This window comes from Halomonas sp. DP8Y7-1, assembly GCF_019801685.1.
GTDB classification, from domain to species: domain Bacteria; phylum Pseudomonadota; class Gammaproteobacteria; order Pseudomonadales; family Halomonadaceae; genus Halomonas; species Halomonas litopenaei_A.
In genome coordinates this window covers 100,714-114,306 of the sequence record NZ_JAHVIN010000004.1, presented here as the reverse complement: position 1 = coordinate 114,306, position 13,593 = coordinate 100,714, and the positions used below count along the sequence as shown (strand labels likewise).

Annotated in this window: 13 protein-coding genes; 12 read left to right on the top strand and 1 reads right to left on the bottom strand. The window is 63.1% G+C overall.

The features are described 5' to 3' along the window. The first annotated feature begins 431 nt into the window (after window positions 1-431). The 12 genes from KUV41_RS05115 to KUV41_RS05060 all read left to right on the top strand — a co-directional run bounded on the left by KUV41_RS05115 (window position 432) and on the right by KUV41_RS05060 (window position 12,547). Window positions 432-2,156, top strand: coding sequence for a nitrite reductase (locus tag KUV41_RS05115; protein WP_206943782.1), 1,725 nt, complete (start codon window positions 432-434; stop codon window positions 2,154-2,156). Between the two features lie 62 nt (window positions 2,157-2,218). Next, window positions 2,219-2,710: an Lrp/AsnC family transcriptional regulator gene (locus tag KUV41_RS05110; protein ID WP_224851949.1), complete on the top strand. Its 492-nt coding sequence runs from the start codon at window positions 2,219-2,221 to the stop codon at window positions 2,708-2,710. Next, a complete protein-coding gene (locus tag KUV41_RS05105; protein ID WP_222484698.1) occupies window positions 2,707-3,303 on the top strand; it encodes an AsnC family protein in 597 nt (198 codons plus the stop codon). The genes KUV41_RS05110 and KUV41_RS05105 overlap by 4 nt, the downstream gene beginning before the upstream one ends. 32 nt (window positions 3,304-3,335) lie before the next feature. Further along, window positions 3,336-3,851, top strand: coding sequence for an Lrp/AsnC family transcriptional regulator (locus KUV41_RS05100; RefSeq protein ID WP_261395918.1), 516 nt, complete (start codon window positions 3,336-3,338; stop codon window positions 3,849-3,851). Continuing rightward, window positions 3,826-4,383, top strand: a complete 558-nt coding sequence (locus tag KUV41_RS05095; RefSeq protein WP_222484696.1) for an Lrp/AsnC family transcriptional regulator — start codon at window positions 3,826-3,828, stop codon at window positions 4,381-4,383. Before KUV41_RS05100 ends, KUV41_RS05095 begins: the two co-directional genes overlap by 26 nt. Then, entirely contained in the window at window positions 4,371-5,546 is a 1,176-nt protein-coding gene (gene nirJ / locus KUV41_RS05090; protein WP_222484694.1) for a heme d1 biosynthesis radical SAM protein NirJ, read from the top strand. Before KUV41_RS05095 ends, nirJ begins: the two co-directional genes overlap by 13 nt. A gap of 13 nt (window positions 5,547-5,559) precedes the next feature. Continuing rightward, on the top strand, window positions 5,560-6,363 hold the full coding sequence (gene cobA / locus KUV41_RS05085; protein ID WP_222484692.1) for a uroporphyrinogen-III C-methyltransferase: 804 nt from the start codon (window positions 5,560-5,562) through the stop codon (window positions 6,361-6,363). After that, entirely contained in the window at window positions 6,360-7,928 is a 1,569-nt protein-coding gene (locus tag KUV41_RS05080) for a nitrite reductase (protein ID WP_261395917.1), read from the top strand. The genes cobA and KUV41_RS05080 overlap by 4 nt, the downstream gene beginning before the upstream one ends. A gap of 237 nt (window positions 7,929-8,165) precedes the next feature. Then, window positions 8,166-9,203: an amino acid ABC transporter substrate-binding protein gene (locus KUV41_RS05075; RefSeq protein ID WP_222238975.1), complete on the top strand. Its 1,038-nt coding sequence runs from the start codon at window positions 8,166-8,168 to the stop codon at window positions 9,201-9,203. Between the two features lie 153 nt (window positions 9,204-9,356). Continuing rightward, entirely contained in the window at window positions 9,357-10,532 is a 1,176-nt protein-coding gene (locus tag KUV41_RS05070; protein ID WP_206943792.1) for an amino acid ABC transporter permease, read from the top strand. A gap of 94 nt (window positions 10,533-10,626) precedes the next feature. Next, window positions 10,627-11,703 (top strand): amino acid ABC transporter permease, encoded by a 1,077-nt coding sequence (locus KUV41_RS05065; RefSeq protein ID WP_222162534.1) that lies wholly within the window; start codon window positions 10,627-10,629, stop codon window positions 11,701-11,703. 115 nt (window positions 11,704-11,818) lie between these two features. Beyond that, on the top strand, window positions 11,819-12,547 hold the full coding sequence (locus KUV41_RS05060) for an amino acid ABC transporter ATP-binding protein (RefSeq protein ID WP_206943953.1): 729 nt from the start codon (window positions 11,819-11,821) through the stop codon (window positions 12,545-12,547). On the opposite strand, the gene KUV41_RS05055 is transcribed toward KUV41_RS05060, so the two are convergent. Beyond that, entirely contained in the window at window positions 12,525-13,448 is a 924-nt protein-coding gene (locus tag KUV41_RS05055; protein ID WP_222483990.1) for a LysR substrate-binding domain-containing protein, read from the bottom strand. The genes KUV41_RS05060 and KUV41_RS05055 overlap by 23 nt on opposite strands. Window positions 13,449-13,593: the final 145 nt, after the last annotated feature.

The window sequence follows — 13,593 nt, the reverse complement described above, 5'->3', positions numbered from 1 at the left end:
AAGATCTGTCGATGCCCAGGGAAACGGTTAGATGATACGCGTCAATATCTTGCTTGAAATGGCATGAAACTATCTTTTTGCGACAATAAATAGAGGGGTATTTTTTCGATAAGCTTTTGAAAATAAATATAAATATGGCTGACTGCCATAAGGGGTGGAAATAGTTGATGAGGATCAAGAGTCAGCGAGAGACCAAGTGAAATTGTCGGGAATGCGCGTTTCCATAATGGCAAGGAGAAACATCGCCGATGGCGGATGCCCTTAGGGCTATCGTCCGGCGTGTTGATAGCACCAAATGATGACAAGAGTTTTGCGAGAAAAGAGCAATAGCGCGCACAAAAAGAGTGGCAAACACCTGGCGACATTTTCACCTTGTGGCTCAGCCGAGGCCCCGGGTGAAAGACACGTGGATCATGACTCGAGGTGAAACGATGACCAGCAGCGTCACGACTCTCAAGCCCCTGGCCGCAGCGATCGCCATAGTGATCGCCGGCCTGGGCAGCGCCTACGGCGCCGACAAGACCCTGTCCCCGGAGGAGTCCGCTTATCAGGGCAGCCCATCGGGTATCGACCCTGCTGCGGTGATGATGCCCGACGAGGAGGGCGCCCCCGCCATGTCGCGGGAGGAATTCGAACACGCCAAGGAGATCTACTTCGAGCGCTGTGCCGGTTGCCACGGTGTCTTGCGCAAGGGGGCCACGGGCAAGCCGCTGACGACGGATATCACCCGGGAACGGGGCGTCGACTATCTCAAGACCTTCATCACCTACGGCTCGCCCGCCGGCATGCCCAACTGGGGCACGTCAGGCGAGCTCAGCGACGGCGAGATCGACATGATGGCCCGCTATGTCATGCACGAGCCACCGGTGCCCCCGGAGTATGGCCTGCAGGACATGAAGGACACCTGGACGGTATTCGTCGCACCGGAAGATCGTCCCACCGAGCAGCTGAACGACCTGAACCTCGAAAATCTGTTCTCGGTCACCCTGCGTGATGCCGGCCAGATCGCCCTGATCGACGGTGACAGCAAGGAGATCGTCAAGGTCATCGATACCGGCTATGCGGTGCACATTTCCAGGATCTCTGCCTCGGGGCGCTACCTGTTCGTGATCGGCCGGGATGCCAAGGTCGACATGATCGACCTGTGGATGGAAGAGCCCACCACCGTTGCCGAAATCAAGGTGGGCCTGGAAGCCCGGTCGGTCGAGACCTCCAAGTTCGAAGGCTTCGAAGACCGCTACGCCATCGCCGGCACCTACTGGCCGCCCCAGTACGTGATCATGGACGGCGAGACCCTGGAACCGATGAAGATCGTCAGTACCCGGGGCATGACCGTGGGTACCCAGGAGTACCATCCGGAGCCTCGTGTTGCCGCCATCGTCGCCTCCCATCAGCACCCGGAGTTCATCGTCAACGTCAAGGAAACCGGCAAGGTTCGCCTGGTCAACTACGAGAATCTGGACGCCCTTTCCAGTGTCGAGATCGAGACCTCTCGCTTCCTGCACGATGGGGGCTGGGACAGCACCGGTCGTTACTTCCTGACCGCCGCCAACCAATCCAACCAGATCGTGGTGATCGACGCCAAGGAGCGCGAGCTTGAAGCCATCGTCGACGTGGGCAAGACCCCGCATCCAGGACGCGGTGCCAACTTTGTCGACCCCGAGTTTGGGCCGGTGTGGGCGACCAGCCACCTGGGCGACAACACTATCTCGCTGATCGGCACCGACCCGGAGGGTCACCCTGATCAGGCCTGGCAGGTGGTGCGCACCCTGGAAGGACAGGGCGGTGGTTCGCTGTTCATCAAGACCCATCCTGAGTCCGAGCATCTGTATGTGGACACCGCGCTGAACCCGGCCGAAGCGATCAGCCAGAGCGTTGCCGTGTATGACGTCAATGCGTTGGAGGAGGGCTTTAGCGTGCTGCCCATCGCCGAATGGGCCGATCTGGGTGAGGGGCCCAAGCGGGTGGTTCAGCCGGAATACAACCGCGCTGGCGACGAGGTCTGGTTCTCGGTGTGGAACACCGCCGATCAGACATCTGCTCTGGTGGTGGTGGACGATGAAACGCTTGAGCTTGAGGCGGTCATCAAGGACGAGCGACTGGTCACGCCGACCGGCAAGTTCAACGTCTACAACACCCAGCACGACGTCTACTGACGTCAGGGTGGGCCGCCGTGATGGCGGCCCGCCTGTCATTGAGCCTAGCTCGGGAGGTGACCATGACATCCGACGGCCTGGTGGCATGTCTGGACGACGTCGATCGCCGACTGCTTGATCGTTATCAACGCGGGCTGCCCCTGGTGGAGCGACCCTATGCGGCCATGGCCGAGTCCCTGGGGGTGACGGAACAGGCGCTGATCGAGCGTCTGGCCCGGCTGACCGAGATGGGCATCATCGGACGCGTAGGAGCGGTATTCAATCACCGTCAGGCCGGTGCCAGTGAGCTGGTGGCCGTGTCCGTGCCAGACCATCGCCGCGAGGCGGTGGCCGCCATCATCAGCGCCTGCCCCGGGGTCAACCACAACTACTGGCGCGAGCACCGCTACAACCTGTGGTTCGTGGTCACCGCACCGGATGACACCAGCCTCGAGCTCAGACTGACGCGGCTCGAGGCCCAGCTGCACACGCCGCTGCTGCGCTTACCCATGGTGCAGAGCTTTCATATCGATCTGGCGTTTGCTCTGCCCTGGACAGAACTGGAGGACGCATGACGGAGGTCACGGCAGGGCGATTCCAGGGGCTGTCTCAAGGGCTATCCCAAGGGCTATCCCGAGAACTGCTGGAAGGGCTAAGCGAACATGCCCTGGCGGGGGCGCCACACGAGCAGGACTGGCGTCACACCAGGCTGCGAGCCTGTCTGGAGCAGGGCCTGCCGCTGGTGCCTGAGCCGTTCAAGGCGCTGGCCGAGGAAACGGGACTGAGCGTCGGCGAAGTGCGCGCGCTGATCGACTATTGGCAGCACAGTGGCCTGATCAAGCGTGTCGGCCTGGTGGTGCGCCACCGCAGCCTGGGCCTCACCGCCAATGCCATGGTGGTGTGGAGTCTGCCGGACGAACGCGTCAATGAGGTAGGTCGCCGCCTGGCCAGTGAGCCCCAGGTCACGCTGTGTTACCAGCGCCTGCGCCGTCCGGACTGGCCCTACAACCTGTACTGCATGATTCACGGGGTCCGTCGCGAGCGCGTCGAGGCCCAGATCGCTGCTCTGATCCAGCGCCACGCGCTTGAGCACGTCGAGCACCAGATACTTTTTAGCCGCCGCGCCTATTGCCAGCGTGGCGGTCGCTTTACCCCAGAGATGCCCTGAGCGGTATCGCCCCATCCACTACCGGAGGAGCCATGAAGATGACTGCCTCGAATCACGGCTCCACGGACGGAACCACCAGTGCCCACGTTGATGTGGTGGCCAAGCTGACCCAGCAAGAGCGCGACATCATCAACCGGCTGCAGCGGGGCGTACCGCTGACGCCAGACCCCTACGGTGACCTGGCCCAGGAGCTTGGCATCACCTCTCGGCAACTGCTTGACAGCCTGCGCGACTTGCTCGAACGCGGCGTGCTCAGTCGTTTCGGGCCGATGTTTCAGGCTGAACGCATGGGCGGCGCGCTGAGCTTGGCCGCCATGGCGGTGCCCGAGCACGATGTCGAGCGGGTGGCAGCGATCGTCAATGCCTGCCCTGAGGTGGCGCACAACTACCAGCGCGAACACCGCTTCAACCTGTGGTTCGTGATCGCCAGTGACGAGCCCGGGCGTACCGCCGAGGTGATCACGGGAATCGAAGGTGCCAGCGGTTACGAGGTCATTCATCTGCCCAAGGAGGAGGAGTTCCATGTCCATCTCCATCTACCGGTCTGAGGATCGCACGGCGGCCAGCGCAGGCCGGCGTCTGGACGATGCTGACCTTGCCCTGATCGAGGCGACCCAGGACGGCTTGCCCCTGGTGGCCGACCCCTGGACCGCAGTCGGCGAGCGTATCGGCATGTGTGGCGAGGAAGTGCTGGCGCGCTTTCAGCGACTGCTGCTCACGGGAGTGCTGCGGCGCATGGCGGCGGTGCCCAACCACTACCGGCTGGGCTACCTGGCCAACGGCATGACGGTGTGGGACATCGATGACGCGCGGATAGCTGATATCGGTCGTCGTCTGGCGCAGTGGCCCGGCGTCAGCCACTGCTACCGTCGACCCCGCCGCGGCCCCGACTGGCCCTACAACCTGTTCGTGATGCTGCATGGCCATCAGCGTGACGAGGTCGAGCGCAAGGCCGAGCAACTGCGCGAGCTGATGGGAGACGCCTGCCGTGACCATCAGATCCTGTTCAGCACCCGCATTCTCAAGAAGACGGGACTGAGGCTGACGCGTCGGCAACGGGAGGCATCATGTTCCGAGTAACCCGCTACATCGACAGCCTGCTGCATCCGGCACCGTTGCCTCCCGCGCGCCAGCCGCCGGGGCCGGTGGTGATCTGGAATCTGATTCGCCGCTGCAACCTGACATGTCGTCACTGCTACACCGTATCGGCGGATATCGACTTCGCCGGCGAGCTGACCACCAACGAGGCGCTGGGGGTGCTCGATGACCTCAAGGCGTTCCATGTGCCCGCGCTGATTCTGTCCGGGGGCGAGCCGTTGATGCGGCCGGATATCTTCACCCTGTCCCGCCATGCCAAGGCGCTGGGGCTCTATATCGGGCTATCCACCAACGGCACCCTGATCACTGAAGACAATATCGACGCCATCCAGAACGCCGGCTACGACTACGTCGGCATCAGCATCGATGGGCTTGAGGCGACCCACGACCAGATTCGCCAGCGCAAGGGCGCCTTCCGCGATTCCCTGGCCGCGGTGCGGCTGTGCAAGGATCGCGGCATCAAGGTGGGGCTGCGCTTTACCCTGACCCGGGACAACCATGCCCAGTTCGATGACATTCTGGCGCTGACCGCCGATCACGATGTGGACAAGTTCTACCTGTCCCACCTCAACTACGGGGGCCGCGGGCATCGTCATCGCAAGCACGATGCCTGGCACGACATGACTCGGGATGCCATGACGCGGCTGTTCGAGCGCTGCCGGGATGAGCTGGTCGCCGGTATCACCCGCGAGTACGTCACCGGTAACAACGATGCCGATGGGCCCTTCCTGCTGCGCTGGGCCAGCCAGCACTACCCGGACCGAGTGGCCGATCTCGAGGCGCGCCTGCGCGCCTGGGGCGGCAACGCCAGCGGTGAACACATCGCCAATATCGACAACCTCGGCAACGTTCATCCTGACTCCTTCTGGTGGGATCACCACCTCGGCAATGTCCGCAGCCGTCCCTTCTCCGAGATATGGCGCCAGGCCGATGACCCCTTGATGCTGGGGTTCCGCACCCGACCACGCCCGCTCAAGGGGCGATGCGGCGCTTGCCGTTATCTGGCCATCTGCAATGGCAACACGCGGGTACGTGCCTTCAAGACTCAGGGGGATGCCTGGGCCGAGGATCCGGGCTGCTACCTCAGCAACGACGAGATCGGCGTGGCTGACGCCTCTTCCTCGATGATTCTGACGTCCGCCTGAACGGGAGACCACCATGTTTATCCAAGCCCTCAAGGAGCAACTCGGTGAAGCGCCACTCTCCCCGGGAGAAGTCGCTATCGTGGGCGCAGGCCCCGGCGACCCTGGGCTTCTCACCCTGCGAGCTCTTTGCCTGCTCAACCAGGCCGACTGCCTGGTCTACGACCGCCTGGTGTCACCCGACATCATGACCTTGGCGCCGCAGGCGGCCCAGCGCTTCTATGTCGGCAAGGCGTCGCGCTGTCATGCCCTGACCCAGGACGAGACCAACCAGCTGCTGGTACGCCTGGCGGTGACCGGCAAGCGCGTGGTGCGTCTCAAGGGTGGCGACCCCTTCATCTTCGGTCGCGGCGGTGAAGAGGCCGAGATGCTGGTGGACAACGGTATTCCGTTTCGCGTCGTGCCGGGCATCACTTCGGCCCAGGGCTGCAGTGCCTACGCGGGCTTTCCATTGACCCATCGCGACTACGCGCAGGGTGTGACCTTTGTCACTGGGCATGCCCGTGCCGATGGCAGCCTGCACCTGGACTGGCCCGCGCTGGCCAGGCGTCGGCATACCCTGGTGTTCTATATGGGGCTGACCAATGCCGAGCTGATTCGCCAAGAGCTGCTGGCCAACGGCATGCCGTCACGGCTCCCGGTGGCGTTGATCGAACGCGGCACCACGCCCCAGCAGCGACGGATCATCACGACCCTGGACCGCCTGCCGGATACTATCCGCGACGAGTCGCTGACGCCGCCTACGCTGATCGTGGTGGGTGAAGTGGTGTCACTGGCTGCACGCCTCGACGCAGGCTGTCTGACGGAGGCGGTGGCATGAAGCTTGCCGGGTTGCTCGGTGTGGCGCTCATGGGTGTGATGCCTGGGCTGGCCATGGCGGCGACCACCGCCGGCAGTGTGGCACCGTCGCCGCTCTATCAGGAACACTGTGCCAGTTGCCATGGGGCCGACCGCCTGGGTGCCATGGGGCCGGCGCTATTGCCTCAGAACCTGGGGCGGATCAAGCCCGAGGAAGTGCGGCAGGTGATTGCCGATGGACGCCCGGCCACCCAGATGCCGGGGTTTGCCGATGTTCTGGACGCCGTACAGGTCGATACCCTGAGCGACTGGGTACTCAGTGATCCGCCGGTAACGCCGGACTGGACGCTGGACGACATCCGTGCCAGTCAGGTGGTGACGCAGCCCTTGGGGAGCCTCGACGACAGCCCCGAGTTCGATGCTGATCCCCAGAATCTGTTTGTGGTGGTGGAGACCGGCGATCACCATGCCAGCGTGCTGGACGGTGACAGCTTTGAACGTCTGGCCCGCTTTCCTACCCGCTTTGCCCTGCACGGCGGCCCCAAGTACAGCCCGGATGGTCGCTATGTCTATTTCGGCTCTCGCGATGGCTGGATCACCAAGTTCGACCTCTACCACTTTGAGGTGGTGGCAGAAGTGCGCGCAGGCATCAATATGCGCAATATCGCGGTATCTGCCGACGGCCTTTATGTGATGGCCGCCAACACCCTGCCGGGCAATCTGGTGCTGTTCGATGCCCACGAGCTTGACCCGTTGCGGGTCTATCCCGCCGTCGATAGCGAGGGTCATGGCTCCCGGGTCAGCGCCGTCTACGCTGCACCGCCTCGTCATAGTTTCATCGCCGCGCTCAAGGACGTGAAGGAAGCCTGGGAAATCCCCTGGCCGGTCGCTCCGGAGCCGGTGGTGGCTACCGGCCATATGGCCGAACCGCTCAGTGATGCTGGCCTACCCGAGACGGACAGCTTCGAGGTGCGCCGGATTCCCGTGCCGGACTACCTGGACGACTTCTTCTTTGACCCTGAGTATCGGCGCCTGATTGGTGCCTCCCGGGGCGGCAGCGGCGCCATGGTCATCGATCTGAACAGTGGCGCCAAGCTCGCCGACCTGCCGCTGTCAGGGATGCCGCACCTGGGCTCCGGGATTACCTGGGAGACCGGCGGTCGCCGGGTGATGGCGATTCCCCACCTGGCCAAGGCAGAAGTGTCGATCATTGATATGGACGACTACTCCCTGGTGAAGACGCTGCATACCGACGGCCCCGGCTTTTTCATGCGCAGTCACGCCAACTCCCGCTACGCCTGGACCGATGTCTTCTTTGGCCCGAACCGGGACCGCGTCCACGTGATCGACAAGGATCGCCTCGAGATCGTCGAGACGCTGATCCCTGAGCCCGGCAAGACCTCTGCCCACGTGGAATTCGACCGCAACGGCGAGACGCTGCTGCTGAGCCTGTGGGAGCGCGATGGCGCGGTGATCGCCTACGACGCCGACACCCTGGAGGAAATCACCCGCATTCCCATGGACAAGCCATCGGGCAAGTACAACGTGTGGAACAAGACCCACTACGAAGAGGGCACCTCGCATTGACTGGCCAGGCCCTCCGCCGGCGCCAGGCGGCGCCGCTGGGCCGGCGATCGGATGGCTGACAGGCTTGGCCGAAAGGCGCCTGCTTCAATCCAACGTTTAAAACAATCGTCGCAGTCAGGATTGACCCGCCAGGGTCGGGCTCGGATAGTGGAAAGGTGCATTACGCCCACACGGAGACCCCGCGTGACCAGTGCATCGGCTCACGCCGGGCTTCCATACACCTCTGGAGCTGAATCCATGCGACACAATAACAAGACGTTGCTGAACCTCTCTCTTGCTGCAGCTGCTGCAATGGCGCTTGGCGCTGCCAGCAGTGCCTCTGCGGCCACCCTGGACGACGTGTCCTCTCGCGGTGAGCTGCACTGTGGCGTCAACGTGGGCCTGTCGGGTTTTTCCTCGCCGGATGAAAACGGCAAGTGGCAGGGTCTCGACGTAGAAACCTGCCGAGCGATTTCCGCTGCGGTATTCGGTGACGCCGACAAGGTGGTCTACACCCCGCTGACTGCCAAGGAGCGCTTTACCGCGCTGCAGTCCGGCGAAATCGATGTGCTCTCGCGCAATACCACCTGGACCGCGACCCGTGACAACTCGCTGGGACTCAATTTCACCACCACCACCTTCTATGACGGTCAGGGCTTCATGGTGGCCAAGGATCTGGGTATCAGCAGCCTCGAGGACCTGAACGGCGCCTCTATCTGCATCCAGTCCGGCACCACCCACGAGCTCAACCTGGCGGATTACTTCCCGGCCAAGGGCATCGACATCAACACCGTGACCTTCGATACCCCGGACCAGACCGCGTCGGGCTTTGCCAGCGGCCGCTGTGACGTGCTCACTTCGGACACCTCTCAGCTCAGCGCCCTGCGCCTGCAGCTGCCGGAGCCTGACAGCGTCGAAATTCTGACCGAGCTGATCTCCAAGGAACCGCTGGGCCCGGTTGTCGCCCAGGGTGACGATCAGTGGTTCGATATCGTCAAGTGGACGGTCTTCGCCATGGTCAATGCCGAGGAGCTGGGGATCACCCGCGACAACGTCGAGCAAATGAAAAATGATCCGCCCAACCCCCAGGTGGCGCGTCTGCTCGGCGTTGATGGCACCTACGGTGAGCAGCTTGGCCTGTCCAATGACTGGGCCTACAACATCGTGTCTCAGGTCGGGAACTACGGTGAAGTGTTTGCCGATACCGTCGGCGAGAACTCTCCGTTGGGCATCAGCCGTGGCATGAATGCGCTGTGGAACGAGGGTGGCATCCTCTACGCGCCGCCGATCCGCTGAGACCAGGGCGGGCCTGACCAGGCCCGTCTTGACCCAGCGGGGTTGCTAGCGCCCTGAGCGAGGGCGGTGAACGGCCTCGCTCAGCCCCCCGTACGACGCGGCCCTGGCGAGTGCCGGGGCCGTCCGAGTTCCTGCGGATCGAGTGATGCCACCATGTCCACCCCCCCTATTGAACGGACGCCGCTGTGGCGGCGCCCCGCCTTTCGTGCGCTGATCATTCAGGCGCTGCTGCTGGCAGGCCTTGTGGCACTGATCGCGATGATGATTGGCAACGCCCTGACCAATCTGGAGGCCAGGGGTATCACCACTGGCTTTGCGTTTCTTGGCGAGCGCTCCGGCTTCTCGATTCCCCAGACGCTGATCGACTATTCCGGCGACAGCAGCTATGCCCGTACCTTCGTGGTGGGGCTTTTGAATACGCTGCTGGTGTCGGCGCTCGGGATCATTGCGGCCACCCTTATCGGCTTTGCCGTGGGCATCGCCAGGCTGTCGCCCAATTGGCTTTTGGCCCGTCTGGCCGCTGCCTTTGTCGAGATCTTTCGTAACATCCCCCTGCTGGTACAGATCCTGTTCTGGTACTTCGCGGTGCTTCAGGCCTTGCCCAGCCCACGTCAAAGCCTGTCGCTGTTCGAGGCCTTCTTTCTCAACGTGAGAGGGCTGATCGTGCCGGCACCGGTGCCGGAGCCGGGCTTTGGACTGACCCAGCTGGCTGTGCTGGTGGCAGTGGTTGCGGTCGTGGTGCTGGGACGCTACGCCAAACGCCTGCAGCAGCGCACCGGCAAGGCTCTGCCCGTCTACTGGCTCGGTGCCGGGTTGATCATCGGCCTGCCTCTGGTGGTATTTGTCGCCAGCGGTATGCCGCTCGGCTGGGAGACGCCTGCTCTCAAGGGCTTCAACTTCGCCGGTGGTGTCACCATCATTCCTGAGTTGATGGCGCTGTGGCTGGCACTATCGATCTACACCGCATCGTTCATCGCGGAAATCGTGCGTTCCGGCATCCAGTCGGTACCCAAGGGGCAGGTCGAGGCGTCCCGGGCCATCGGCCTGCCAGGCAATATCACCCTGCGCAAGGTGGTGATTCCCCAGGCCATGCGGGTGATCGTGCCGCAGTTGACCAGTCAGTACCTGAACCTGATCAAGAACTCGTCGCTGGCCACCGCCATCGGCTATCCCGACCTGGTGGCAGTGTTCGCCGGGACCAGCCTGAACCAGACCGGCCAGGCCATCGAGATCATTGCCATGACCATGGCGGTCTACCTGACCATCAGCCTGGTGGTGTCGGCGTTGATGAACGTCTACAACGCCCGCACCCTGTTGAAGGAGCGCTAAGATGACGGACCACCCCAAGCCTCCTTCCCAGTCGCCGATCCATCCGCCGAGCGACGATTCGCTCGTGCCGGGAGCGCTCTCCACCGAGCACACCATGATCGCGGCCCGGCCAGCCCCCGTGTCGCGGCACGGTGTCAGCGGTTGGCTGCGCAGTCGGCTGTTCTCCACGCCGCTGAATTCCGTCGTCTCGCTGATCACCCTGGTGGTGATGCTGTGGGCACTGGCGCCGCTGGTGCAGTGGGCCATCATCGACGCCGACTGGATCGGCACTACCCGCGACGCCTGTACCGGTGAGGGCGCCTGCTGGGTCTTCATCAGCGCTCGCTTCGAGACCATCGTCTATGGGTTCTATCCCGTGGCGGAACGTTATCGGGTGGATATCACCCTGGCGCTGCTGGTGGCGACCATTGCTTGGCTTGTGATCCCGCGGATGCCGGCCAAGCGCTGGGTCGTGATCTTTGCCCTGGTCGGCTTTCCGTTGGTCGCCTGGGTGCTGCTGCTGGGCGGCAGCTTCGGTCTGCCTGCCGTCCCTACCCGGCAGTGGGGCGGCCTGATGCTGACCCTGACGGTGGCCATCGTGGGGATTGTCGGCTCCTTGCCCCTGGGCGTGATCCTGGCGCTTGGGCGTCGCTCGCAGATGCCTCTGGTGCGCAGCCTGTCGGTGGTGTTCATCGAGTTCTGGCGAGGCGTGCCGTTGATCACCGTACTGTTCATGGCCTCGGTGATGTTGCCGCTGTTCGTGCCCAGCGAGGTGGAGTTCGACAAGCTGCTGCGGGCGCTGATCGGCATCATGTTCTTCTGGAGCGCCTACATGGCCGAGGTGGTGCGAGGTGGCCTGCAGGCCATTCCACGCGGCCAGGAAGAGGCGGCCAAGGCGCTGGGGCTTGGCTACTGGCGGCGGATGGGGCTGATCATCCTGCCCCAGGCGCTGAAGCTGGTGATTCCCGGCATCGTCAACACCTTCATCGCCCTGTTCAAGGACACGTCCCTGGTGTTGATCATCGGTTTGTTCGACCTGCTCGCGATCATTCGCGCCGGGCTCACCGATACCAACTGGCTGGGTTTTGCCACCGAAGGCTATGTGTTCGCTGCGTTGATGTTCTGGATCTTCTGCTTCGGCATGTCCAGGTACAGCCAGTACATCGAACGTCGCCTGCATACCGGGCACTGACAACAGCGGGCCGGAGGCACCGTGTGGGGTGTCTCCTGGCCGATACCAAGACAAGTGACAGGGGGACGCCGCCATGACGGCCCAAGCGACCAGTGCAGCCACCAACGATGCGCCGATGATCGAGATCAGCGGACTCAACAAGTGGTATGGAGATTTTCACGTGCTCAGGGATATCGACCTGAGCGTCAAACCCGGTGAGCGCATCGTGATCTGCGGCCCTTCCGGGTCCGGCAAGTCGACGTTGATTCGCTGCATCAATCATCTGGAGGAGCACCAGCAGGGCAGCATCACGGTGGGTGGGGTTCACATGACCCAGGACGTCAAGCGTATCGAGCAGATTCGCCGCCACGTGGGCATGGTGTTCCAGCACTTCAATCTGTTTCCCCATTTGTCGGTGCTCGACAACTGCTGCATCGCTCAGACCTGGGTACAGAAGAAACCCCGGCGCGAGGCCGAGGCGACCGCGATGGAGTTTCTCGAACGGGTGCAGATCGCCAACCAGGCCCACAAGTATCCCGGTCAGCTGTCCGGCGGCCAGCAGCAGCGCGTTGCCATCGCCCGTGCCCTGTGCCTGCGCCCGGAGGTGATGCTGTTTGATGAGCCCACCTCGGCGCTGGACCCGGAGATGATCAAGGAAGTGCTGGATGTGATGATCGAGCTGGCCCGGGAGGGCATGACCATGCTCTGCGTGACCCACGAGATGGGATTCGCCAAGACCGTGGCGGATCGGGTCATCTTCATGGATCAGGGGCAGATCATCGAACAGGCACCTCCCGAGGAGTTCTTCAACAACCCCCGGTCGGAGCGCACCCAGCTGTTTCTCAGCCAGATTCTGGGTCACTGACGGGGTCGCCCACCGCGTGGTCCTGGCGGCCGCCGGCGGCGGTCGTCAGGTGCTCGATGAAGCACCGAACGCGGGCCAGTTCGCCCAGTGGTTCCGGCGTCACCAGGTAGTAGGCGTCGGCACTGCTCATGACCCGTGGCGAGGCGAGGGCGAGGCGTCCATCGGCGAGCTCCGGCTCGATCAAGAGGCGTGGAATAAGCGCCAGGCCCGCGCCCTCGATGGCCAACCGAATCAAGGTATGAAAGGTGTCGACGCGTACGCCGTGGTAGCTGCGCTGACGGTGGATGCCCTGGTCAGCGAACCAGCGATGCCAGGCGTCAGGCCGCGTCGTCAGGTGCAACAGCCGAGCCTGATCCAGCTGTGGGGTACGCGGCAAGCGCGATGGTGCCCCAACCGCTACCACCTCCTCATCGCAGAGCCAGTGGCAGTCCAGCCCCGGCCAGCGCCCGTGGCCGTGAAACACGGCCACATCGATACCGTCGCCGGTCAGGTCGAAGGCTTCGCTACGGTCGCTCAGATGCAGGGTGATGTCGGGATGAGCCTGTAGAAAGTCAGGTAATCTCGGCGCCAGCCAGCGACTGCCGAAGGTGGGCAGGGTCGCGACTTTCAGCACGTCACCGGCACCGTGGTAGGTCAGGATGGTGTTGGTCGACATTTCCATCTGCGCCAGGATCTTGCGCACCTCTGAGAGGTACAGCGAGCCCTCCGGCGTCAGCACCAGCTGACGTCGCAGACGGCGGAACAGGGCGTGCTGTAACAGGGTTTCCAGCTGGGCGACCTGTTTGCTCACGGCGCTCTGGGTCATCGCCAGCTCCTGGGCTGCCCGGGTAAAGCTCAGATGGCGGGCCGCCGCTTCAAAGCACAGCAGGGTCGTGGTAGAGGGAAGGTGTCTGGGTTTCATAAGTTTCTGGACTGACAAGGCCGAGCATGACGATGGCCGCGGTCGATATGGCCCGCCAACTGCCCTGTCAGGGGTTCGGCGCGGTTTTTCGCATTCCTTTTTTTCATGCTAGCAGCGTTTTTTTTCGTTTGTCGCGGCTATTTGT

What these genes read in the sequence shown, in the direction of transcription:
- KUV41_RS05055 (WP_222483990.1), bottom strand. Translation starts at nt 13,448, where the DNA reads ATGAAACCCAGACACCTTCCCTCTACCACGACCCTGCTGTGCTTTGAA.
- KUV41_RS05080 (WP_261395917.1), top strand. Translation starts at nt 6,360, where the DNA reads ATGAAGCTTGCCGGGTTGCTCGGTGTGGCGCTCATGGGTGTGATGCCT.
- nirJ (WP_222484694.1), top strand. Translation starts at nt 4,371, where the DNA reads ATGTTCCGAGTAACCCGCTACATCGACAGCCTGCTGCATCCGGCACCG.
- KUV41_RS05110 (WP_224851949.1), top strand. Translation starts at nt 2,219, where the DNA reads ATGACATCCGACGGCCTGGTGGCATGTCTGGACGACGTCGATCGCCGA.
- KUV41_RS05115 (WP_206943782.1), top strand. Translation starts at nt 432, where the DNA reads ATGACCAGCAGCGTCACGACTCTCAAGCCCCTGGCCGCAGCGATCGCC.
- cobA (WP_222484692.1), top strand. Translation starts at nt 5,560, where the DNA reads ATGTTTATCCAAGCCCTCAAGGAGCAACTCGGTGAAGCGCCACTCTCC.
- KUV41_RS05065 (WP_222162534.1), top strand. Translation starts at nt 10,627, where the DNA reads ATGATCGCGGCCCGGCCAGCCCCCGTGTCGCGGCACGGTGTCAGCGGT.
- KUV41_RS05060 (WP_206943953.1), top strand. Translation starts at nt 11,819, where the DNA reads ATGATCGAGATCAGCGGACTCAACAAGTGGTATGGAGATTTTCACGTG.
- KUV41_RS05075 (WP_222238975.1), top strand. Translation starts at nt 8,166, where the DNA reads ATGCGACACAATAACAAGACGTTGCTGAACCTCTCTCTTGCTGCAGCT.
- KUV41_RS05105 (WP_222484698.1), top strand. Translation starts at nt 2,707, where the DNA reads ATGACGGAGGTCACGGCAGGGCGATTCCAGGGGCTGTCTCAAGGGCTA.
- KUV41_RS05100 (WP_261395918.1), top strand. Translation starts at nt 3,336, where the DNA reads ATGAAGATGACTGCCTCGAATCACGGCTCCACGGACGGAACCACCAGT.
- KUV41_RS05095 (WP_222484696.1), top strand. Translation starts at nt 3,826, where the DNA reads ATGTCCATCTCCATCTACCGGTCTGAGGATCGCACGGCGGCCAGCGCA.
- KUV41_RS05070 (WP_206943792.1), top strand. Translation starts at nt 9,357, where the DNA reads ATGTCCACCCCCCCTATTGAACGGACGCCGCTGTGGCGGCGCCCCGCC.